At 69.6% G+C, this 20,684-nt stretch carries 22 protein-coding genes and 1 pseudogene; 8 read left to right on the top strand and 15 right to left on the bottom strand.

Features of this window, described 5'->3' with window-relative positions; genetic code table 11:
- The first annotated feature begins 7 nt into the window (after positions 1-7).
- The 4 genes from glyA (at position 8) to B072_RS0117465 (ending at position 4,571) form a co-directional block, all read left to right on the top strand.
- Positions 8-1,276 carry a serine hydroxymethyltransferase gene (gene glyA, locus B072_RS0117480; protein WP_018531251.1) on the top strand — a complete coding sequence of 423 codons (1,269 nt, stop codon included), beginning with the start codon at positions 8-10 and terminating at the stop codon, positions 1,274-1,276.
- A gap of 147 nt (positions 1,277-1,423) precedes the next feature.
- On the top strand, positions 1,424-2,803 hold the full coding sequence (locus B072_RS0117475; protein WP_018531250.1) for an L-serine ammonia-lyase: 1,380 nt from the start codon (positions 1,424-1,426) through the stop codon (positions 2,801-2,803).
- Positions 2,804-3,057: 254 nt separating this feature from the next.
- Positions 3,058-3,672: a type IV toxin-antitoxin system AbiEi family antitoxin domain-containing protein gene (locus B072_RS0117470; RefSeq protein ID WP_018531249.1), complete on the top strand. Its 615-nt coding sequence runs from the start codon at positions 3,058-3,060 to the stop codon at positions 3,670-3,672.
- The gene (locus tag B072_RS0117465) at positions 3,672-4,571 is read left to right on the top strand and encodes a nucleotidyl transferase AbiEii/AbiGii toxin family protein (RefSeq protein ID WP_018531248.1); all 900 of its coding nucleotides are present in this window, start codon (positions 3,672-3,674) and stop codon (positions 4,569-4,571) included. The genes B072_RS0117470 and B072_RS0117465 overlap by 1 nt, the downstream gene beginning before the upstream one ends.
- A 264-nt stretch (positions 4,572-4,835) precedes the next feature.
- Here B072_RS0117465 and B072_RS48205 read toward each other — a convergent pair whose 3' ends face one another.
- The 7 genes and pseudogenes from B072_RS48205 to B072_RS0117440 form a co-directional block, all read right to left on the bottom strand.
- Positions 4,836-5,480: a hypothetical protein gene (locus B072_RS48205; protein ID WP_158689203.1), complete on the bottom strand. Its 645-nt coding sequence runs from the start codon at positions 5,478-5,480 to the stop codon at positions 4,836-4,838.
- A gap of 53 nt (positions 5,481-5,533) precedes the next feature.
- Complete coding sequence (locus tag B072_RS0117455; RefSeq protein WP_158689202.1) at positions 5,534-5,827, bottom strand: hypothetical protein; 294 nt, start codon at positions 5,825-5,827, stop codon at positions 5,534-5,536.
- A gap of 46 nt (positions 5,828-5,873) precedes the next feature.
- Entirely contained in the window at positions 5,874-6,533 is a 660-nt protein-coding gene (locus tag B072_RS48200) for a hypothetical protein (RefSeq protein WP_158689201.1), read from the bottom strand.
- Positions 6,530-6,781: an effector-associated domain 2-containing protein gene (locus B072_RS49200; protein ID WP_234018875.1), complete on the bottom strand. Its 252-nt coding sequence runs from the start codon at positions 6,779-6,781 to the stop codon at positions 6,530-6,532. Before B072_RS49200 ends, B072_RS48200 begins: the two co-directional genes overlap by 4 nt.
- Positions 6,782-6,895: 114 nt before the next feature.
- Positions 6,896-7,642 (bottom strand): annotated as a pseudogene (locus B072_RS49195) (nucleosidase); the annotation flags it as partial.
- A gap of 416 nt (positions 7,643-8,058) precedes the next feature.
- The gene (locus B072_RS0117445) at positions 8,059-9,051 is read right to left on the bottom strand and encodes an Ig-like domain-containing protein (RefSeq protein WP_018531244.1); all 993 of its coding nucleotides are present in this window, start codon (positions 9,049-9,051) and stop codon (positions 8,059-8,061) included.
- Positions 9,052-9,176: 125 nt separating this feature from the next.
- Entirely contained in the window at positions 9,177-9,521 is a 345-nt protein-coding gene (locus B072_RS0117440) for a DoxX family protein (protein WP_018531243.1), read from the bottom strand.
- Between the two features lie 182 nt (positions 9,522-9,703).
- Here B072_RS0117440 and B072_RS0117435 point away from each other — a divergent pair, with 182 nt between their 5' ends.
- Positions 9,704-10,255 carry a GH25 family lysozyme gene (locus B072_RS0117435; RefSeq protein ID WP_018531242.1) on the top strand — a complete coding sequence of 184 codons (552 nt, stop codon included), beginning with the start codon at positions 9,704-9,706 and terminating at the stop codon, positions 10,253-10,255.
- Between the two features lie 22 nt (positions 10,256-10,277).
- Here B072_RS0117435 and B072_RS0117430 read toward each other — a convergent pair whose 3' ends face one another.
- Together B072_RS0117430 and B072_RS0117425 are read right to left on the bottom strand one after the other, a co-directional pair.
- Positions 10,278-10,967 (bottom strand): NADPH-dependent F420 reductase, encoded by a 690-nt coding sequence (locus B072_RS0117430; protein WP_078506474.1) that lies wholly within the window; start codon positions 10,965-10,967, stop codon positions 10,278-10,280.
- A 50-nt stretch (positions 10,968-11,017) separates the two neighbouring features.
- Positions 11,018-12,022 carry a zinc-dependent alcohol dehydrogenase family protein gene (locus B072_RS0117425; protein ID WP_018531240.1) on the bottom strand — a complete coding sequence of 335 codons (1,005 nt, stop codon included), beginning with the start codon at positions 12,020-12,022 and terminating at the stop codon, positions 11,018-11,020.
- Positions 12,023-12,127: 105 nt separating this feature from the next.
- Between B072_RS0117425 and B072_RS0117420 the strand changes: the two genes are divergently transcribed.
- On the top strand, positions 12,128-13,060 hold the full coding sequence (locus tag B072_RS0117420) for an AraC family transcriptional regulator (RefSeq protein ID WP_026245954.1): 933 nt from the start codon (positions 12,128-12,130) through the stop codon (positions 13,058-13,060).
- Positions 13,061-13,083: 23 nt separating this feature from the next.
- On the opposite strand, the gene B072_RS0117415 is transcribed toward B072_RS0117420, so the two are convergent.
- Positions 13,084-13,770: an FCD domain-containing protein gene (locus B072_RS0117415; protein ID WP_018531238.1), complete on the bottom strand. Its 687-nt coding sequence runs from the start codon at positions 13,768-13,770 to the stop codon at positions 13,084-13,086.
- Between the two features lie 183 nt (positions 13,771-13,953).
- Here B072_RS0117415 and leuA point away from each other — a divergent pair, with 183 nt between their 5' ends.
- On the top strand, positions 13,954-15,639 hold the full coding sequence (gene leuA, locus B072_RS0117410) for a 2-isopropylmalate synthase (protein ID WP_018531237.1): 1,686 nt from the start codon (positions 13,954-13,956) through the stop codon (positions 15,637-15,639).
- 52 nt (positions 15,640-15,691) lie between these two features.
- On the opposite strand, the gene B072_RS0117405 is transcribed toward leuA, so the two are convergent.
- Positions 15,692-15,904, bottom strand: a complete 213-nt coding sequence (locus B072_RS0117405; RefSeq protein ID WP_026245953.1) for an EF-hand domain-containing protein — start codon at positions 15,902-15,904, stop codon at positions 15,692-15,694.
- Positions 15,905-15,959: 55 nt separating this feature from the next.
- Positions 15,960-16,877, bottom strand: coding sequence for a MerR family transcriptional regulator (locus B072_RS0117400; protein WP_018531235.1), 918 nt, complete (start codon positions 16,875-16,877; stop codon positions 15,960-15,962).
- A gap of 52 nt (positions 16,878-16,929) precedes the next feature.
- Between B072_RS0117400 and B072_RS0117395 the strand changes: the two genes are divergently transcribed.
- Positions 16,930-17,571, top strand: a complete 642-nt coding sequence (locus B072_RS0117395) for a GNAT family N-acetyltransferase (protein WP_018531234.1) — start codon at positions 16,930-16,932, stop codon at positions 17,569-17,571.
- Positions 17,572-17,668: 97 nt separating this feature from the next.
- Here the strand turns inward: B072_RS0117395 and B072_RS0117390 are convergent, their stop codons facing one another.
- The 3 genes from B072_RS0117390 to B072_RS0117380 all read right to left on the bottom strand — a co-directional run bounded on the left by B072_RS0117390 (position 17,669) and on the right by B072_RS0117380 (position 20,452).
- Positions 17,669-18,850: a YncE family protein gene (locus B072_RS0117390; protein WP_018531233.1), complete on the bottom strand. Its 1,182-nt coding sequence runs from the start codon at positions 18,848-18,850 to the stop codon at positions 17,669-17,671.
- The gene (locus B072_RS0117385; protein ID WP_018531232.1) at positions 18,847-19,644 is read right to left on the bottom strand and encodes a polysaccharide deacetylase family protein; all 798 of its coding nucleotides are present in this window, start codon (positions 19,642-19,644) and stop codon (positions 18,847-18,849) included. Before B072_RS0117385 ends, B072_RS0117390 begins: the two co-directional genes overlap by 4 nt.
- 304 nt (positions 19,645-19,948) lie before the next feature.
- Positions 19,949-20,452 carry an ATP-binding protein gene (locus tag B072_RS0117380; protein WP_018531231.1) on the bottom strand — a complete coding sequence of 168 codons (504 nt, stop codon included), beginning with the start codon at positions 20,450-20,452 and terminating at the stop codon, positions 19,949-19,951.
- Positions 20,453-20,684: the final 232 nt, after the last annotated feature.

Genomic DNA, 20,684 nt, shown 5'->3' with positions numbered 1-20,684 from the left:
CCCCCTCATGACCGACAAGTCCGTACTGAACGAGTCGCTGCACGCCCTCGACCCCGAGGTCGCCGTCGCGGTCGACGCCGAGCTCAAGCGCCAGCAGTCCACCCTGGAAATGATCGCGTCGGAGAACTTCGCCCCGGTCGCCGTCATGGAGGCACAGGGCTCGGTCCTGACCAACAAGTACGCGGAGGGCTACCCCGGCCGCCGCTACTACGGCGGCTGCGAGCACGTCGACGTCACCGAGCAGATCGCGATCGACCGCGTGAAGGCCCTGTTCGGCGCCGAGTACGCCAACGTGCAGCCGCACTCGGGCGCCTCCGCGAACCAGGCCGCCCTGTTCGCGCTCGCCAAGCCCGGCGACACGATCCTCGGCCTGGACCTGGCGCACGGCGGCCACCTCACGCACGGCATGCGCCTGAACTTCTCCGGCAAGCAGTTCGACGTGGTCCCGTACCACGTCGACGACGCCGGCCTGGTCGACATGGCCGAGGTCGAGCGCCTGGCGAAGGAGCACCGCCCGAAGGTGATCATCGCCGGCTGGTCGGCGTACCCGCGCCAGCTGGACTTCGCCGAGTTCCGTCGCATCGCCGACGAGGTCGAGGCGTACCTGTGGGTCGACATGGCGCACTTCGCCGGCCTGGTGGCCGCGGGCCTGCACCCCAACCCGGTCCCGTACGCGGACGTCGTCACGTCCACGACGCACAAGACCCTCGGCGGTCCGCGCGGCGGCATCATCCTCGCCCGCAACAAGGACTTCGCGAAGAAGCTGAACTCGGCGGTCTTCCCGGGCTTCCAGGGCGGCCCCCTGGAGCACGTGATCGCGGCCAAGGCCGTCTCCTTCAAGGTCGCCGCCTCGGAGGGCTTCAAGGAGCGCCAGCAGCGCACGATCGAGGGCGCCCAGATCCTCGCCGCGCGCCTGACCTCGGAGGACTCCCGCGCCCACGGCGTGAACGTGCTCTCCGGCGGCACGGACGTGCACCTGGTCCTCGTCGACCTGCGTGACTCCGAGCTCGACGGGCAGCAGGCCGAGGACCGCCTCCACGAGGTCGGCATCACGGTCAACCGCAACGCCGTCCCGAACGACCCGCGCCCGCCGATGGTCACCTCGGGGCTGCGCATCGGCACGCCGGCGCTCGCCACCCGCGGTTTCGACGCCGACGACTTCCGCGAGGTGTCCGACGTGATCGCCGAGGCGCTGAAGCCGTCCTACGACGCCGAGGCGCTGAAGGCCCGGGTGACCGCTCTGGCGGAGAAGCACCCGCTGTACCCCGGCCTGTAGCAATTACGTACGCTTTGCGGCGTACGAACTTTCGGGGCACCCCGCACACTGGGAAGTGAGCAGGGTGCCCCGTGCCACGCCCGCCCCCTTCTCGCCCCGCTTGTCCCGGCAGACAACGGCGTCTACCACCACCATTGGAGTCCCACCGTGGCCATCTCGGTCTTCGACCTGTTCTCGATCGGCATCGGCCCGTCCAGCTCCCACACGGTCGGCCCCATGCGCGCCGCGCGGATGTTCGCCCGGCGTCTGAAGAACGAGGGCCTGCTGGCCCACACCGCCTCCATACGCGCCGAGCTCTACGGCTCCCTGGGCGCGACCGGCCACGGGCACGGCACCCCGAAGGCGGTGCTGCTCGGCCTGGAGGGCGAGTCCCCGCGCACGGTCGACGTGGAGCACGCCGACGAGCGCGTGGAGGCCATCAAGGCCTCCGGGCGGATCAGCCTCCTCGGCATGCACGAGATCGGCTTCGCCTACGACGACGACCTGATCCTGCACCGCCGCAAGGCGCTGCCGTACCACGCGAACGGCATGAGCCTGTGGGCGTATGCCGACGAAAAGGGGGCGGGACAGGAGCTGCTCACCAAGACGTACTACTCGGTGGGCGGCGGTTTCGTCGTCGACGAGGACGCCGTGGCCGGGGAGAACCCGATCGTCCCGGACGACACGCTCCTGAAGTACCCCTTCCGCACCGGCGACGAGCTGCTCCGCCTCACCCACGAGACCGGCCTGTCCATCCCCGCGCTGATGCTGGAGAACGAGAAGGCGTGGCGCACCGAGGACGAGATCCGCTCGGGGCTCCTCGACATCTGGCGCGTCATGCAGGCGTGCACCACCCGCGGCATGTCCCGCGAGGGCATCCTGCCCGGCGGCCTCAAGGTCCGCCGCAGGGCCGCGAGCTCGGCCCGCAAGCTGCGCGCCGAGGGTGACCCGCTGGCCCACGCCATGGAGTGGATCACCCTGTACGCGATGGCGGTGAACGAGGAGAACGCGGCGGGCGGCCGCGTCGTCACGGCGCCCACGAACGGCGCCGCCGGCATCATCCCGGCCGTCCTGCACTACTACATGAACTTCGTGCCCGGCGCCGACGAGGAGGGCGTGGTCCGCTTCCTGCTCTCCGCGGGCGCCATCGGCATGCTCTTCAAGGAGAACGCCTCGATCTCCGGCGCCGAGGTCGGCTGCCAGGGCGAGGTCGGCTCGGCCTGCTCGATGGCGGCGGGCGCGCTCGCCGAGGTCCTCGGCGGCTCCCCCGAGCAGGTGGAGAACGCGGCGGAGATCGGCATGGAGCACAACCTCGGCCTGACCTGCGACCCGGTCGGCGGCCTGGTCCAGATCCCGTGCATCGAGCGCAACGGCATGGCGGCCGTGAAGGCCGTGACCGCCGCGAAGATGGCGATGCGCGGCGACGGCTCCCACAAGGTGTCCCTGGACAAGGTCATCAAGACGATGCGGGACACCGGCGCGGACATGTCGGTCAAGTACAAGGAGACGGCGCGCGGCGGGCTGGCCGTCAACATCATCGAGTGCTAGCCAGATGGGCCCTGACCAGCGCTTTTTTAATCTTTCAGCACTGTCGGGGCCTTCCCTGCTTACGCGGCGGAAAGTCCCTGGAGGCTCCCTGTGGCAGACGTGAAAGTCCCTGACAAGTCCCTGGGAAGTCCCTGAGGAAGGGGCTCTTGACCTGCAGGTTTGCGGTACGCGATCAACACCGGATGCGCCGCTCACCCACCACGGGATGTATCAAATCGATCCCTCAGGACCACATGAGGGGTACCATTTGATACATGGATGCTGCGGAAAACTCGCGCCTGGAACAGCGGCTGGCCGGCCTATCCCCCACATTCACCACGGCGCAGGCACGTCAGGCCCTGCTCTCCCCTCGCGATCTGGCGCACTTGGTCACAGAAGCGGAGATAGACGAACTGTCCCGTGGGGTGTACCGGCGTGCAGACGCCCCGGAGACCGCGCACGCGGATCTGCTGGCCGTGTGCGCACGGGCTTCTCACGCCGTCGTGTGCGGTGAATCCGCCCTGGCCCTGCATGAGCTGATCGATGACATCCCCGCAGCAGTACACATCGCCGTGCCGCGCGGTACACGCCGCCCGACGATTTCCTACCCGCCGACCGTGGTGGCGCAGTACGCCGCGAAGACCTTCGACCTCGGTATCGAACGGTTCGAAGCAGCCCCGGGAGAGGCCATCCCCATGTACAACGCGGCCCGCAGCGTCGTTGACGCTATGCGCCACCGCAGCCGCCTCGGCGAGACCCTCGCCCTGTCCGCGCTCGGCCGCTACCTGCGCCGGAGCGGGCGCGGCGGAGTCGGCGAACTTCAGAACGTCGCACGCGAGTTGGACGCTCTCTCTGTCGTCCGCCCCGCCGTAGAGGCGGTGCTCGCCTGATGGCCAACCCCACCCGCGACACCATCGCTGGCCGCGTCTACAACGACCTGCGCAACCTGGCACGCCGCAACAGCCGGTCCACGGACGAGATCATGGTCGAGTACGTCCTCGAACGGTTCCTCTACCGACTGGCCTCATCGCCCCTGGGCCGGGAGCACTTCGTTCTCAAGGGTGGCCTGCTGCTCGCCCAGTTCGGCGCGCGTCGAATGACCCGCGACATCGACATCCTCGGCCGCTCGTTTCCAGGGACAGAAACCGAGATCATCCACAGAATCGCGGCCATCGCCTCCACCGAGAGCGACGACGGAGTCGTGTTCGATCCCACGGCGCTCAAGACGGTTCCCATCCGCGAGGAGGACGAATACCACGGCCTACGCCTGTCCATGGCCGCCTCCATCGCCCGAGCGCGACTCAAACTCCAACTGGACGTCAGCTTCGGCGACCCTGTCACGCCCGGCCCCCGGCTCATCGACTACCCACAACAGCTCACGGAGGAAAGCTTCCAGATCTTCGGTTACCCACTGGCCACCGTCATCGCCGAGAAACTTTCCACCGCCGTCTCACTCGGTGACCTCAACACCCGCGACCGCGACTACGGCGACCTCTACCGCTTGCTCACCCTCAACGATCTGGACGGCCAGGAACTCACCACAGCACTGACCGCCACCGCCACACACCGCGGCATCACCCTGAAACCCCTCAGCACCACCATCACCGACCTCAGCGAGCGCCGCCAGACCTCTTACACCGCCTGGCGCCGCCGACAGGGACCTTCCTCGACCAGCTATCCGAATCTTTTCACCGACGTGGTCGACCTAGTCATCGCATTCGCAGACCCACTGCTCGCAGGCGCTGCTGCCACACGTAGTTGGAACAGCTCAGCCAGTACGTGGACGTGATCCGGCTCCCTCACAAACCGCAAGAGATGCCCCACACACCCCGAAGCGTCAGTGACATCCCGTCACTGACTTTCAGAGGTGCGCCCGACACACGGAGTGGTGGATGCCCGATCTTTCGTGACGCCAGGGAGTGCGGGAACTTCCCATACGTAGGCCCACGTTACGAGCCGGGGTTACATGGGTTTAGGGCAACGTGCCCGGCGGCCAAGGCAAGGAGGCTGCGGGCGCGAGCAGGAAGCAAGCAGTACCCCTTCAGCCCGGCGGTCAAGTCGGCCCGCCCACCCACAACTTTTCAATCAGACGCAGCAGGACATCGTATGTCTCTCCACGGCGGTATTTGATCACGGGGGAATCCCTGCCATGCCGGTCCGCCGAGTACGGAGTCAGATAGACGACCCGTTCGGTTGCGATGATCCGGCCGACGTGTGGAACGCCATAACCACGTGCTTCGAGGTGTCCCTCCACCGTGAGTGGAGCAAGGTAGTCGTAGGTCGCCGCGATCTGGCGGCGCAGCAGACCGGCGCCGAAAGCGGAGTCGAAGACCTGGATCTCCTCCTCCCGGTCGGTGATCCAGTCCGGCTCTCCTGCGCGAACATCAAGTTTCGGCAGCAGTATGCGGCAGCGGGAGCGGCGAGCCCGACAGCGAAGGAACAGATCTTCGAACAACTCGCGCTGCAGTTCAGAACCGCGGCCGGTCAGAACGGACACTTCCCTCGCCCGACCAAGTTCCCGCTTGATGTCGTGTGCCGCATCTCGACTGTTAGCGAAGACCTCTTCCACATCCAGGTGCAGTAGGTGGGCGGCAAGGCCACGTATAAGGCGGCGGGCAGTCTTGGAGAATGCCCATACCAGCACCAAGAAGAGAGCGCTGGCAAGCAGTGACGTTCCGATATCGCGTAGAAATTCCATTCCTCATCCCCGTTGCCACCATTCGTTCCACCCCGGTCGGCATTTCAAGCCGATCAGCTCTCGCGCACCGCAAGTAGATCCCTGAGGCGTTCCACAGCTTTCTCATCGGGACGGGCGTGTTCCAGTGCCGCGAGCAGGGCGAGCCGGGCCTCCTGGCCGCCCTCGCCGTAGGCATATCCGGCAATCGCTCGCAGATGATCACGCGCCATGTTGTGGTCCGCGATGGGCAGGAGTCGGTCCGCATTCATGAGCAGCTGCATGTCCCGCACGATCCCCACACGGAATTCATGGCTGCCCATGTCCTGGAAGGCTTCCAGCACTTCGACGAGTCGGGCTTCGACGAGCATGGACTCAGACGAGGCGGCGCCCCCGGCCAGGAGGGCGACGACCTCATCAAGGTCGACTGGAGTCCACGTCGCCGCAAGGCAGTTGGCCCGTGCCGACACCAGCGCGGCTCGCAGGTTCAAGCGCGCGGGAAAATCGGCTGCCAGCGCCTTCAGCTGGTCGACCGCTTCCGGAGCAGGCGAGCAGCAGCCTGAGCCCACGCACGTCTTTGTTCTTCAGGTAACGCTTCAGGTAGGAGGGAAGATGGCGACAGATCTCGCTCTCGTCGGCCTGGTCGATCACCATCGTCAGGTTCCCGCCAGGCGACGGCCCCTGGCCCACTGCCACGCTCGGTAGCCCTCTGAGGTGACTCCCCAAGACCTCGTCCCAGGTGGCGGCTGTCAGATCGGGGCCGTCGACCCACACGCAACGATCCGCCCCATCGGGGACGAAGGGGTCGTCCCACATCGGTAGCCCTTGCACCAGTAACTTGAACACCGAGGTCTTTCCGGCACCCGGCTCACCCAGCAACACGGTTGCCCCCTCACGGGCGACATCACCGGGGGCAACGAGCAGACCCGCAGCCGCCTCGGACCCAGGCGGCGCCACAATGTGCTCGCTGCCCAGGAATCCGTCGTCGTCCAACGGGAAGAAGTCCTCGTCGGGAGAGCTGTCCGCACGTACGCGGCACAAACGCGGGGCCTGTACGGTGAAAACCTCATTCATCATGACATCAACCGGCTCAGCCCTTCGAGAGCCCCGTCGTCGGGACGAGCATGCTCAAGAGCGGCGTAGAGAGCCCTGCGTGCGGCAGGAGGATCCCGGTAGGCGTTCATCCGGCGGACGATCTCCCGCACATGATCACGCGCCATCGATGATTCCGTCGCCATAAAGGCACGCGGCAGGCCGAGTATGCGCCCCATGTCGGTGAGAAGGCTATGCCGGAAATCCCCTCTGCTTATGTCGTCGAAGGCCATCAGGGCCCTCACCCACTCGACCTCCGTTGCTGACGCCTCGCCAATGGCTCCCGTGGAGCGTACGGCGAGGCTCGATCCGCCGGACCCAGCCGTCTCCGGCAGCAACTCACACGCGACGGCGGCCGCCGCGGCGGCGGCGTGTGCGGACGCCCGATGCTGCGAACCCGACGCATCGGCTTCGCTTTTGTTGGCATCGGCGTGGTCGCTGATGCCTCGAAGGGTGAGGATCCGCAGGTCCTCCGACAGGTCAGCGACACGGGCAACGCCAGCAGACTCCATCTCGATGGCCAGGGCGTCACCGTAGTGGAACGTGATCTGGTCACGCAGAGGAGTGACCGGAGAATTCAGGACGACCTCACCAGCGATGATGGGCTGGAAGTGAACGTGCGGACCGTCTTCCTGCCAGGTCGCTCGCATCTCACGAGGAACCCACTTGCGCCAGCTTTCCGAGCACAAGGCGATTCCTGCCGCCTGCTCCAACCTGTGCGCCACAGCGCCTGGCACCGGTCGGGCGTGGAAGCCTTCGGGTGCCTACTTGCCCGGATGCAGGTGGTAAACCTTCGTCGACACCACGACGTCTCCGAGTCGGGCGTCCGGCTTCAGTCCACCCGCAACTCCGACGAACAGCAACGCCTGCGGGCGCAGCCACTGGCGGACGCGCTCAGCAATGGCAGCAGACGTCAGATTGCCGGCTCCGATTCGTGCGACGGCAACGGTCCCCCCAAGTCCGGGAAGCTTCCCCTTCACGAGGCTCGTGCCTTGCGGATGAACGAGCGTCGACTGATCGTGCAACAAGTGCGACACGGCCCGGAACTCAACTGGTAGTGCGGTGAGAACTACTACGTCTGCACTCGGCTCCACGTACCCTGCCCTTGGCCTCAGCCGACAATCTCACGCAACACTAGCGCGCACGGGGCATGTGCTGTGGGCCGAACGCCCGTGAAACATAAGGGGCCGACGTGTACACCTGCCAGTGCACCACCGTTCGCGTTGGTCCTCGCATGCCGGAAGTAGCAGTACGTACTCCCATCACCGGTTCGTACCAGTAGTGGGAGACCCACCGGCGCCCCACCAACCCGCTCACCGGCACGTACTCCGGATATCGTTGTGGGCAACTGTCGGCATGAACGTCCCTGAAAAGTCCCTGCCGTGACGCCAGTCGGACCTGCCTATGCCAAACTCGCAGGTCACACCCTTAGCCAAATGCGGCCCACATGTCGGTGAAGTACAAGGAGACGGCGAGGGGCGGGCTCGCCGTCAACATCATCGAGTGCTGATCACAGGGTCGCGGTCGTCCCCTCGCCCGACCCGCTCCCCTGGAGCCACTGGTCCCAGCTCAGGTTGAAGGCCGCGTAGCCGTTGTCGGCCGGGGCCTTCGCGCGGGGCGAGCCGGTGATGGTCACCGGGTCGCCCTGCTTGACCTGCTGGTAGAACCACTTGGCGTCGGACATCGACAGGTGGACGCAGCCGTGCGAGCCGCGGGCGCTGCCGCTGCCCGGGTTCGGGTCGCCGGTCGAGTAGTGCACGTACGTGCCGGACTGGGTGAGGTGGACGTCCCAGGGCAGCGTCAGGTCGTAGTAGTTCGCGCTGCCCTTGTCGCAGCTGATGCCGACGCTGCAGGAGGTCATGTGGACCTCCTTCTGCTTGTCGATGACGGCCATCGTGCCGTTCCAGGTCGGGTACTCGGAGCTGCCCGCGTTGATCGACAGGGTGCGCAGCGTCGACCCGTTCTTGGTGACCTTCATGGTGTGACCCGACACGGAGACGTCCGCGCGGACGTCGTCGCCGACGGTGAAGTCGTGCGTGTAACTGTGCGTGCCGTAACGGCCGTTGCCGTTGCTCACGCCCTCCATGTCGGCGACGACCTTCACCTTCGTCCCCGAGGGCCAGTACTCCTTCGGCCGCCAGTCGGCGCGCTTGTCGCCGAACCAGTGCCAGGCGCCCTCCACCGGATTCGAGGCGCTGACCTTCATGTGCTTCTCGACGGAGGCGCGCGCCTTCGCGGCGACCGGGTCGGTGAACACCACCGAGATGGGCATGGCCACGCCGACCTTGGTCCCGGACTGCGGCATGATCGTCTCGAGCAGCATCGGCGGGCCCTTGGGCTTGGTCGGCGAGGGCGAGGCGCTCGCACTCGGCTTCCCCGACGCCTTCCCGTCGCTCGTCCCGCCCGCCTGATCACTGCCGCTCCCGCTGCAGGCGCTCACGCCCACCAGCATCGCGACCGTCACGAGCGCGATCCCTATACCGCCGCCCTTGCGCCGTCCCACGACCGTCCCCACTCTCCTTCGATCCGAGCCCTCCGAAGTTCGGGGCCCGACCCTGTGTCAGACCCCGTTCTTGGTGGGCACAGTTGCACCTGCCCACGTAAAGCGTGTTCCAAGACTGTTCGGGCTCACACCGCGATCCGCAGGGCGAGCGCGAGGACGGCGAGCCCGAAGCAGAACGCCCACGGCCCGTAGCGCCGGTCGCCCGCCCGGACATGGGCCCCGAGCGCCCCGACGAAGTACAGGACGAGCCCGGTCCCGGCGGCCACCCCGAGGCCCGGTACCGCGAACCCGGCGAGCAGCCCGAGCGCGCCCGCCGCGAGGGCCGTCCCGAGCAGCGGCATCCAGGAGCGGGGCACGCCCAGCCGGTCGGCCTCGGCCTTCGGGTAGGCGTGCCCGACGAAATTGGCGAGGGCCGCCGATCCGTGGACGGCAGCGGCGAGGGCGGTGACGGCAGCGTAGAGCGCGTACATGGCGATCTCCTTCTTCGCGGGCCTCGCGGGCCTCGCGGGCCTCGCGGGCCTCGCGGAATCCGCCGGCTTCGCGGGGCTTTCACCACAGCGACGGACCGCTGTCCGCAAAGGTGACCTCAGAACGCTCGGGATCGGGGACGATGAACGTTCGACCTCGTCGCCCCACCGACCTGGAGGCCCGCATGATCCGCGGCATCGATGTCAGCTCGTACCAGACGACGTTCGACACGGACGGTCTGGCGTTCGCCTTCATCAAGGCGACGGAGGGCCGCTCGTACGTGAACCCGCGCCTGGCCGCGCAGACGAGACTGGCCCGCGACGGCGGCTGCGTCGTGGGCTTCTACCACTTCCTGTGGCCGGGGAACATCACGGCGCAGGCGGAGTACTTCCTGAGCAAGGCGCCGGAGAAGGCGGGCGATCTGCTGGCGGTGGACTGGGAGACGACCGGGGAGGGCTCGTACGCGAGCAACGCGGAGAAGGACCGGTTCATCAAGGAGGTGAAGCGGCTGCGGCCGCATCACCGGGTCCTGTTGTACTGCAACCGCGACTACTGGCTGACGCGGGATACGACGTCCTACGCCGGCGACGGCCTCTGGATCGCCGACTACGTGACGGCCGGCAAGCCGCGCATCAAGGCCGACTGGACGATCCACCAGTACACGGACCGGCCCCTCGACAAGAACGTGGCCGATTTCGCGAGCGAGAGCGCGCTGCGCGAATGGGCCACGTCCTGACGGGAGTTGAGCGTACGGATCCTCAGGCGCGCCACTCCGCGGTGCGGTCGGGGGACGCCGCGTCCAGCGCCTTGCGAACAGCCGCGGCGTCGGCGGCGAGGCCGTAGACCGGGGTGCCGGGCTGCTGGCGCCACGACTCGTCCTGGCCGCCCGCGTCGACGGCGTCGAAGCCGATCTCGTCGAGGAGCGCCGCGACCGTCTGCTTCGCCGCCGCGTCGTCGCCGGCGATCGGCAGGGCGACGCGGGCCGGGTCGCCGGCGGGGCGGGCCTTGTCGACGATGTCGGCCGCGTACGTGCCGTTGAAGACCTTCACCACCTCGTGGCCGATCTGGCGCTCCGTCCAGCGGCTCTCGGTCAGGCCCTCGTCCTCGATCCCGGCGATCTTCCCGTCGCGCTGCTGCGGGTAGTAGTTGCCGGTGTCGATGACGGCGACGTCGGGCGCGGCCGTGCCCAGGAGGCCCTTGGGCAGGTTCGGGACCGCCTTCAGCGGGATGGTCACGACCACGACCTGTGCGTCCCTGACCGCGTCCTCGATGGTGGCGGGGGTGGCCCCCGTCTCCTCCGCGAGGGCGGTGAGGGTGTGCGGGCCGCGCGAGTTCGCGACGTGGACGTCGTGGCCGACGGCGGTGAGGCGCCGGGTGAGGTTGCCACCGATGTTGCCCGCGCCGATGATGCCGATCTTCATGTCTCGCCCTTCCGGAGATTCATGCATGTGCATCGAGTGCGAACCTCGGCCGGGCGCGGGCTATTCCTGGGTGCCGCTCAAAGAGTGACGACGATCTTTCCGGTGTGCGCGTTGGACTCCATGAGGCGGTGGGCGTCCTGGATGCGGTCGAGGCCGTCGAAGACCTCGGCGACCAGGGGGCGGAAGCCGCCGTCGCGCAGCCCCGCGTTCAGGAAGGCGGTGGAGCGGCGGAAGCCGTCGGGCGTCGTGGTGAGGGCCATGTTCGCGTAGGTGTGGATGGTCTGCGGCCAGTTCATCGGGAAGCCGATCCGTCCGTTCAGCCAGCCGTAGACGACGATCGTGCCGTGGGTGCGCAAGGCGGCCGCGTGGTGCGGGAGTTCGGGCCCGCCGATCGCGTCGAAGAGGATGTCGGCGCCCGCGCCGCCGGTGACCCGGCGGGTCTCCTTCGCCACGTCCTCGGCACCGGCCACGATGACGTGCTCCGCCCCCAGGTCGAGCAGCGCCTGCTTCTTGGACGCGGCGCGGGTCGTCGCGACCGGCACCGCGCCGATGCGGCGGGCCACCTGGATCGCGGCGGTGCCGACGCCGCTGGAGGCGCCGGTGATCAGGACGTGGTCGCCGGGGCGCATCCCGGCCGTCTCGATCAGTCCGCCGTACGCGGTCGTGTACGTGAGCCAGGCCGCGGCCCCGGTGATCGCGTCGACGGCGGCGGGGCGTGGCACGAGGGCCGACTCGGGCAGCACGACGCGGTCGCCGTAGACGCCCTGTGTGCCCATCTCGATGCCGGGTCCCGTCATCACGAGGTCGCCGGGGGCGAAGCCGGTGACGTCCGCGCCGGCCGCCTCGACGACGCCGGACGCCTCGTAGCCGAGCCGCGACCCGGGGAGCGTCGGCAGGTAGTAGTACTCGCCCGCGCGGAAGAGTGCTTCGGCGCGGTTGAGGCCCAACGCCTCGACGCGGATGAGGAGTTCGGTGGGTCCGGGGGCCTTCAGCTGTACGTTCTCGATGTGCAGGACGTCGGGGCCGCCGAGGGAGTCGAAGAGGACGGCGCGGGCGGCGGGTGCCTGTGCGGTGTTCGTCATGCCGTCGACGCTATGAGGCAGCCACGAGACGGACCATGCCTGCCGGTCTCCCTTTCCTGTCCGTACGTCTCATGGGTGCGGGAGTCGCGCGCTACCGTGGCCGCCATGGACGTACTCAGCGACGCCGTCGCCGCCATGCGCCTGGGCCGCCCGCACTCGGCGCTGCGCGACAAGTTCGCCCCGTGGGGCTTCCGGTTCGACGCGCACGACGGCGCCGGGTTCCATGTGGTGCTGCGCGGTTCCGCCTGGCTGCTGCCGGAGGGCGACGAGGCGCGGTCCTTCGCCCTCGGACCCGGTGACGTGGTGTTCCTCGCGCACGGCCGCGGTCACACGCTGGTGAGTGAACTCGGCGTCCCCGTGGAGGAGTTCAGGATCCGCCCCGACGGCACCTGGCCCGCTCCCCCGCCCCGGCCCGCCGTCGGCCCGGCGCCGGACACGGTGATGCTGTGCGGCGCCTACCTCCTGGACCGGGCCCGCGCCCATCCGCTGCTCGGCGAACTGCCGGACGTGGTGCACCTGCCCGCGCGGGTGGGCGCCCACCGCTCGCTGCGTACGGCGGTCGAGCTGCTCGGCGCGGAGCTGGACGCGCCCCGCCCCGGTTCGGACACGATCGTCTCGGCGCTCCTGGACACGCTGCTGCTGTACATCCTGCGGGCCTGGTGGCTGGAGCGGGGCGAGGGGTGGGACGGCTCGCACCCCTCGGGCTGGTCCGCCGCGCTGACCGAACCGCCGTTGGCCGCCGCGCTGACGGCGATGCACGCCGACCCGGCGCACCCGTGGACGGTGGCGGAGCTCGCCGGGCTCGGCGGTCTGTCGCGGGCGGCGTTCGCGCGGCGGTTCGCGGCGGCGGTGGGGATGCCGCCGCTCGCGTATCTGACGTGGTGGCGGATGACGACGGCCGGGCGGCTGCTGCGCAAGGAGAACGCTCCGCTGCGCGTGGTGGCCGGACGGACGGGCTACACCTCGGAGTTCGCGTTCGCCAAGGCGTTCAAGCGGGAGTTCGGGGTGGCGCCGGGGCAGTACCGCAGGACTGCCTGACAACCACCCCGCCCCCTGGAACTTCAGCTCAACTTCCCCTGCATCGATTCGAGTTCGGCCCGCGCCACCCGCCCGGCCGCCTCCGCGTCGCCCGCCACGACCGCCTCCACCAGGTCCGCGTGCGCGGCGTCCCCGTGGTCGCGCTCCGCCCGCGGTACGTCGACGAGGCCGAGCAGATCGATCAGGGCCTGCCGCAGCGCCGGCGCGAACTCGGCGAACAGATCGGCCAGTACGGGGTTGTGCGCGGCGGCGACGACGGTGGCGTGCAGCGCGATGTCGGCGTCCACGAACGCGTCACCGGGGCCGTCCGCGGCCGCCCTGCGCACCTCCAGCGCCGCCCGCATCGCCGCGACGTCCTCGTCCGTGCGCCGCTCGGCCGCGAGCCGCGCCGCCTGGATCTCCAGCAACGTACGGACCTCGTAGACGTCCGCGACGGCCGCCCTGCGCAGCCGGGCCGGGAAGTCCTCGACCGGGCGCGCCGCCGTCACGAAGACGCCGGCGCCCTGCCGCGGCCGCACCATCCCGGCTCCGGCGAGCGCGCGCAGCGCCTCGCGGACCGTGGAGCGGCCGACGCCGAGCTCCTTGGCGAGGGTCGTCTCGCCGGGCAGCCGGGCGCCGACGGGCCAGACGCCGTCGGCGATCTGGGCGCGCAGCCGCTCGGCGGCCTGTTCGACGAGGGGGCTGGGGCGGAGCGGACCGACGGACGACACCCGATTCACCAACTTGTCTGAGGAGTACTTGTCTGAGGACCTGAGGTGTGGCTAGTCTACGGGCATGATCCGCGGACTCCTCCTTCTCGGCAGCCGCGGCGGGGCCTGACGCGACCGGCACCCCGCCGCGGGATGCCGTGCTGCCGGTCGTCACTCGCCGACCGATCCGCAGGAGCCAGATCCATGTACCGCTGGAATCCGCAAGCGCCCTCCCCCATGCCGTTCCACCGCTACCGCCCGTACCACGAACGCGTCAACGTCCCTGTCCAGGAGCGGAGTTGGCCGGGCCGGCAGCTCACCGAGGCTCCGCTGTGGGTCCCTGTCGACCTGCGCGACGGGAACCAGGCGCTGGCCGAGCCGATGGACACCGGGCGCAAGCGCCGGCTGTTCGACCTGCTGGTGCGCATGGGGTTCAAGGAGATCGAGGTCGGCTATCCGTCGGCCAGCCGGACGGACTTCGACTTCGTACGCCACCTCGTCACCGACGTCGAGCTGCCCGACGACGTGACGCCGGTCGTCTTCACCCCCGCCAAACCGGATCTGATCGAGCGCACCTTCGACTCCGTCGCGGGGCTGTCGCGCGCCGTCGTCCACCTCTACATCCCGACGTCGCGGGTGTGGCGGGACGTGGTCCTGGGCAGGTCCCGCGCCGAGATCCGGGAGACCGTGCGGGAGGCCGCCACGCACATGGCCCGCCTCGCCGACGCCCGCCCGGACGCGCACATCCGCTTCCAGTTCGCGCCGGAGACGTTCAATCTGACGGAGCCGGACTTCGTGCTGGAGCTCTGTGACGACCTGACCGAGCTGTGGGACGCGAGCCCGGACCGCCCCGTCACCCACAACCTGCCGTCGACGGTGGAGATCTCGACGCCCAACGTCTACGCGGACCAGATCGAGTACATGCACCGCCACCTGGCCCGCCGGGACTCGGTCATCCTCTCCGTGCACCCGCACAACGACCGCGGCACCGGCGTCGCCTGCGCCGAACTGGCCGTCCTCGCGGGCGCGCAGCGCGTGGAGGGCTGCCTGTTCGGCAACGGTGAGCGCACCGGCAACGTCGACCTGGTGACCCTGGCGATGAACCTGTACGCGCAGGGCGTCGACCCGAAGATCGACTTCTCGGACATCGACGCGGTCCGCGAGACGGTCGAGCACTGCAACCGGCTGCCGGTCCATCCCCGCCACCCCTACGGCGGCGACCTGGTGTACACGGCCTTCTCGGGTACGCACCAGGACGCGATCAGCAAGGGCCTCGCCCACCGGGCCGCGCACCCGGACGGGCCGTGGGAGGTGCCGTACCTGCCGATCGACCCGGTCGACGTGGGCCGGACGTACGAGGCGGTCATCCGCGTCAACTCCCAGTCGGGCAAGGGCGGAATGGCGTACCTGCTGAAGGAGCACCACGGGGTCGACCTGCCGCGGGACATGCGGCCCGAGTACGCGAAGGTGGTGCAGGAGGCGACCGACGACAGCGGCCGCGAGGCGAGCCCGGACGAGCTGTACGAGCTGTTCCGCGGGACCTATCTGGAACCTGCGAACCCCGCCGTGGTGCTGACCGGCTGGTCGGCGACGGTCGACGGGGACGTGCACCGATTCGCCTGCACGGTTCGGATCGACGGCGACGCACGGGAGATCGAGGGCAAGGGGAACGGGCCGCTGGCCGCGTTCGCCGACGCGCTGGGCGCGGCGGGGGTGAGCGTCGACATCCTCGACTTCACCCAGCACGCGCTGGCGGAGGGGCAGGGCAGCGAGGCCGTCGCCTGTGTCCGCTGCCGGGTCGACGGCACCGAGGTGTGGGGCGCGGGCCGTGACACGTCCGTGCTGACCGCTTCGGTGCGTGCCGTGCTCTCGGCGGTGAACCGGGCCTGACACGCCTGTGGAGCGCCTGCTGGTGAGGCAGGCGCTCCACAGTCGACGTACGTCACTTGTTCAGGTTCGCCCAGAACTCGTCGAAGGACAGCACCTTGTCCCCGTTGGCGTCCTGCCGGGCGATGAGGACCTCGGCCACCGACTCGGTGACGTTGAAGTCGCCCATCTGCGCCATGGCGCTCTTGTACTCGGCCGCCGTGATGAAGCCGTCGCCGTCCGCGTCGAACCGCTCGAACGCCTTGCGTGCTTCCTCGATGTCCGCCACCGGGACCACCCCTCGTATACGTACTGCTCGTACTGCCGTGTTGACGGTGGCCAGATTAACCGGCCGGGTGGGCGCGCAGTGCAGCCAGTACCCAGGCGAACTCCGGACGGTGCGCGGGCTGTGCCGGCGCTCCCTTCAGGACGGTCAGCAGCTCCCGGTAGCGGGCGACCTTGTGGTCCATGGTCGTGAGCAGCCGGTCCAGGACGGCGGCGCGGTCGGCGTCCGGGCCGAGCAGCTCGCGCAGCGCGGCGTCGGCCTCGGGCGAGGCCGGGTCGACGCCCGCGCGGACGGCGTCCCCGGCGACGACGACCAGCTTCTTCAGGAACTGCATGGAGGCGCCGGCCCGGTCCTCGGGGGTGCGGTCGGCCGCGTTGTACTCGGCGGCCTGCCGCATCCGCCGCTTGAACTCGGGGTCCTGGAGCAGTTCGGCGAGCTCCACCCAGGCGTCGACCTGCTCGGGCGTCGGGTCGTCCGGCAGCCCGGCGCTCATGCCGCGCATCCGCTCCTGGATCGCCGGGTCGACGCTGTCGAGGCCGTGCAGCATCTCCTCCGCGAACTCGTCCATGATCCGCTTGCGTTCGGTGGCGCTCAGCCGTGCGAGCTTGTTCATCAGGGCCATCTCCTCCGTGCTCGACTTCCGCTTGGCGACCGTCGACAGCACCGCGCGGTTGAGCCGCAGCACCCGGATCTGCGCGTCCAGGGCCGCCACGTGGGCGGCGGCCACCGCCGCGACGTCCCGCTCCCCGGCCAGGACCTTGCGTACGTCGTCCAGGCCGAGGCCCAGTTCGCGCAGGGTGCGGATCAGTTCGAGGCGGGCCACGGACTCGGCGTCGTAGAGCCGGTAGCCTCCGTCGCTGCGGGTCACCGGGTGCAGGACGCCCTCGTCGGACCAGTACCGGATGGTGCGCACCGTGAGTCCGGTGCGGCGGGCCAGCTGCCCGATCGTGAGCAGCTGCGGGCTGTCGTCGATCATGTCGTGGAGTCTGGGCCTTCCAGTGGGTGGAGACTCAAGCGAAAGGGCGCGCATGGGTACGAGGGTTCTGAAGGACATTCTCGACGCGGTGGCCGAGGGGGTCTTCCCCGCGCCGGACGGCACGCTGACGGTCGTGCCGCAGACGGACGCGCGGGACGCGGGGATCCTCGCGTTCACGGCGCACACGGTGGTCGTCACCGACGAGCCGGAGGAGTGGGTCAGGCAGACGTTGGCGGCGGTGGACTGCGATCGGTTCGCGGCGCCCATGAACGCCCGGTTCCTGACGGCGTTCATGGACCGTACGGGGCGCACGCACGAGACGATCGACCTGGTGACCGTCGCTCCCGCCCTCCCCGGGCCGCCGCCGGTGGCGCTCCGCGAGATCCGGGACCGTGCGCATCCCCGGGTAGCGCGGGCGCTCGCGCACCGGGACGACGTGCGGGTGTGGGAGGCGGACGGTGGGGTGCTGACGCTGGGGCGGGGGCTCGGCGGGCGCCTCGAGGCCTCGGTCGAGGTGGACGAGGAGGTACGCCACCGGGGGCTCGGCCGGCAACTGGCGCTCTCCGCGCGGCACTTGGCGCCGGAGGGGTATGTCTGGGCCCAGCAGTCGCCGGGGAACGCGCGGAGTGTGCGGGTCTTCCAGGCGGCGGGGTATCGAGCGGTGGGCTCGGAGGCGCTGATGCTGGCGCTGTAGCGGGGCCCGGCCGGAGCGCTCGCCCCGCGCCGGGGTGCCGCCTCGCCCACCCTGCCGCCCGAGGCGGCGGACTGCCCGAGGCGGCGGGTGACCGGCCCTACCGGAAGATCCCCGTGTGCCCGAGCGAGTAGCGGCCCGGCTGCGGGTACACCGCGAGGCCGTGCGGGCCGTTGCCGACGGGGATGCGGGCCACCTGGACGCCGGTGCGGGTGTCGATCGCGTAGACCTCGGAGTCGTAACGGCCGGACAGCCACAGGGTGTTGCCGTCCGCCGAGACGCCGCCCATGTCGGGGCTGCCGCCCTGCGGGAGCTTCCACTTCTTCGTGAGCTTGTTCTGCGGGAAGTCGAAGACCGAGATCGTGCCCTCGCCGCGGTTGGAGACGTACATCTCCCTGGAGTCGCGGCTGACGTAGAGGCCGTGCGTGCCCTTGCCGGTGGGGAGCAGCTTGGGGGTGGTGAACTTGTCGCCGTCCAGGACCCACATGCCGTCGGCCATCATGTCGGCGACGTAGAACTTCTTGCCGTCGGGCGAGACCTTCACGTCCTGCGGCATGGCCCCGTCGAAGGGCAGCTTCTGCTGGCCGATGACCTTCATCTTCGCCGTGTCGACCTTCAGCAGTTCACCGCTGAACTCGCAGCTGACGATGAAGTAGCGGCCGTCGCGGGAGAAGTCGGCGTGGTTGACGCCGTAGCAGCTGACCGGCTCGGTGTGCTTGATCTTCATGGTGTGCGGGTCGCGGAAGACCAGCTGGCGGTCGAGCGAGGCCATCACGACGGCGTACTTGCCGTCGGGCGTGAAGTAGAGGTTGTACGGGTCGTGCACGTCGACCGGCTTGCCCGCCTTCCCCGTCTTCGGGTCGATGGGGGTGAGCGTGTGGCCGCGGTTGTTGTTGACCCACAGGGTCTTCATGTCCCAGGACGGGACGACGTGCTGGGGCTGGCGGCCGACCGGGATCGTCTCGGTCACCTCGAACGTCTTCGGGTCGATGACGGTGACCGTGTCCGACTCGGTGTTGGGGACGTAGACGCGGGAGGGGAAGTCCTTGACCACCGGGGAGAGCTTGTTCGGGCGGTCGGCGGCGTAGACGTCCTTCGGGTTCAGGACGGGCGGCATGCCGGGCAGCCCGGACACCGCCTGCTTCGGCACGGCGGGCTTGACCGGGTTGATCGCGCCCTGGGCGGGGCGGTCCGTCGGGGACTCGGTGCCGCAGCCGGCCAGGGCGGCGAGCAGCGCGGCGGCCAGGAGGAGGCCGGTTTTCGGGGTGCGGGTCACATTCACGAGAGCAGCTCCGTGCAGGTCACCGCGGACAGGCCGCGGCCGGCGAGGTGGTCGAGGAGGGGCGGCAGCGCGGCGACCGTGTCCGCGTACCCGAAGTGCAGGCTGACGATCGAGCCGGGGCGCAGGTCCGCGGCGACGTTGTCGACGACCGTCGCCGGGCCCGGCGAGGTGAAGTCGAGCGAGTCGACGTCGTACGAGAGGACGTGCGGGTATCCGGCGCGCTGCGCGAGGCGGGCGACGAGCGGGGTCGCGGTCTGGGTGCGGGAGGGCCGGAACCAGGTGCCGACGGAGCCGGTGAGGCGGCGGATGCGGGTGGCGCAGCCGGTGATCTCGGCGTAGGCGTCGGCCTCGGACAGGGCGTTGATGTCGATGTGGTGGAGGGTGTGGTTGCCCAGGTCGTGGCCGCCGTCGAGGATGCGGCGGGCGAGGTCCGGGTGCGCGTCGAGCCAGGTGCCGACGGCGAGGACGGTGACGTGGGCGCTGGCCCGCTCGGCCTCCTCGAGGAGCGCCCGCGCGATGGCCGGGTCGCCCTGGCCGTGGAAGGTGAGGGCGACGCGGTCGCGGGTGCGGGGGCCGTGGTCGATCTGGGCGGGCTGCCCGGGGAAGCGGCGCGGGGCGGGGGCGGCGCGGGCCGGCCGGGCGGTGCCGGGCGTCCTGTGCGCCTTCGGGGCGGGGGCGGTGGTGGCGGCCGGCTCGGGGGCGGCGCAGCCGGTGGCGAGGGCGGCGGTGAGTCCGGCGCCGGCGCGCAGGGCCGAGCGGCGTCGGATCGGTTCTGCCTGGGTCACCCGCACCATTTAAGGACGATCGGGGAGAAAAGCGGCCTACCGACCCGAGGGCCTTAAAGATTGCTGAAAGGCACCTACACATCTCCTTCATTTACTAGGCCCATGACCCATGTCACCAATGATTCATTTGGCCGTTCCTGGTGCCGTCTGCCATGATCGGTGCCACGACCCCCATTGACCCGGGCCAGGTCGTCTCCAGACGCCGCGGAATACACCCCCACGTCCGCGGCGCACCACACGGAAGCCCCCGCGGCGCCGCACGACGGCGAGAACGGGGGCTTCCGTGCGTGTGCACAAAGGCCGGGGACCGGCTCTAGCGGTCGGCGACCCGCATCTCGAACCAGGTCGTCTTGCCGCGCGGCAGCAGATCCACGCCCCAGCGGTCGGAGAGCTTGTCGACGAGGAAGAGGCCGCGCCCGGAGATGTCGAGTTCGTGCACGGGCATCAGACAGGGCAGGCCGCGCGAGGGGTCGCGGACCTCGACCCGGATCCAGCCGCGGCGGCGCAGCATGCGCAGGCCGAAGATGCGGGCCCCCGTGTGCCGCACGGCGTTGCCGACGAGCTCGGAGACGAGCAGCACGGCGTCCTCGGTCATCTTCGGGGAGAGGCCCCAGTGACGCAGGACGACGACCTGGGCGAGCCGGCGGGCGGTCGCGGCCGACTCGGGGCGCGACGGCAGCGGTACCTCCGCCTCGGTCGGATTCCCGAACAACTCCAGCGCCCGCAGCGCGTGTTCGTCCTCCACCGCCGGAGACCAGCGCGCCGCGGTCGCACCGCCGTGCCTCCGCGGCTGTTCGACACCCTCAAGCCCCGCCATGCCCTCCATGATGGCTGCACGGCGGGGCTCTTGGGGCCGTTCCGGCTGAATAAGCCCCCCGGAACGCCTCATTCCGGAGGGCCCTTCCGGCATATGCCGCTGGCAGATAAGAGCTCAGGAAAGCCCCTCTGGCCTGCGACGACCCATCGCGCGCGACCGGTCATTGATCGTCACGGGCCGGGATTGTTTAAGGTTGCCTTAAGGCCCGGATAATGCGCTCCAATGGGGGACG

Source organism: Streptomyces sp. HmicA12 (assembly GCF_000373565.1).
Lineage (GTDB): Bacteria > Actinomycetota > Actinomycetes > Streptomycetales > Streptomycetaceae > Streptomyces.
Note: the sequence above shows the minus strand (reverse complement) of the source record. Positions and strands in the feature narration are given on the sequence as shown.

Bases quoted from the DNA above. Each gene is read 5' to 3' on its own strand.
- glyA (WP_018531251.1), top strand. From the start codon at position 8: ATGACCGACAAGTCCGTACTGAACGAGTCGCTGCACGCCCTCGACCCC.
- B072_RS0117470 (WP_018531249.1), top strand. From the start codon at position 3,058: ATGGATGCTGCGGAAAACTCGCGCCTGGAACAGCGGCTGGCCGGCCTA.
- B072_RS0117465 (WP_018531248.1), top strand. From the start codon at position 3,672: ATGGCCAACCCCACCCGCGACACCATCGCTGGCCGCGTCTACAACGAC.
- B072_RS48205 (WP_158689203.1), bottom strand. From the start codon at position 5,480: ATGGAATTTCTACGCGATATCGGAACGTCACTGCTTGCCAGCGCTCTC.
- B072_RS0117455 (WP_158689202.1), bottom strand. From the start codon at position 5,827: ATGCTCGTCGAAGCCCGACTCGTCGAAGTGCTGGAAGCCTTCCAGGAC.
- B072_RS48200 (WP_158689201.1), bottom strand. From the start codon at position 6,533: ATGATGAATGAGGTTTTCACCGTACAGGCCCCGCGTTTGTGCCGCGTA.
- B072_RS49200 (WP_234018875.1), bottom strand. From the start codon at position 6,781: ATGGCCTTCGACGACATAAGCAGAGGGGATTTCCGGCATAGCCTTCTC.
- B072_RS0117440 (WP_018531243.1), bottom strand. From the start codon at position 9,521: ATGTACGCGCTCTACGCTGCCGTCACCGCCCTCGCCGCTGCCGTCCAC.
- B072_RS0117435 (WP_018531242.1), top strand. From the start codon at position 9,704: ATGATCCGCGGCATCGATGTCAGCTCGTACCAGACGACGTTCGACACG.
- B072_RS0117430 (WP_078506474.1), bottom strand. From the start codon at position 10,967: ATGCATGAATCTCCGGAAGGGCGAGACATGAAGATCGGCATCATCGGC.
- B072_RS0117425 (WP_018531240.1), bottom strand. From the start codon at position 12,022: ATGACGAACACCGCACAGGCACCCGCCGCCCGCGCCGTCCTCTTCGAC.
- B072_RS0117420 (WP_026245954.1), top strand. From the start codon at position 12,128: ATGGACGTACTCAGCGACGCCGTCGCCGCCATGCGCCTGGGCCGCCCG.
- leuA (WP_018531237.1), top strand. From the start codon at position 13,954: ATGTACCGCTGGAATCCGCAAGCGCCCTCCCCCATGCCGTTCCACCGC.
- B072_RS0117400 (WP_018531235.1), bottom strand. From the start codon at position 16,877: ATGATCGACGACAGCCCGCAGCTGCTCACGATCGGGCAGCTGGCCCGC.
- B072_RS0117395 (WP_018531234.1), top strand. From the start codon at position 16,930: ATGGGTACGAGGGTTCTGAAGGACATTCTCGACGCGGTGGCCGAGGGG.
- B072_RS0117385 (WP_018531232.1), bottom strand. From the start codon at position 19,644: ATGGTGCGGGTGACCCAGGCAGAACCGATCCGACGCCGCTCGGCCCTG.
- B072_RS0117380 (WP_018531231.1), bottom strand. From the start codon at position 20,452: ATGGCGGGGCTTGAGGGTGTCGAACAGCCGCGGAGGCACGGCGGTGCG.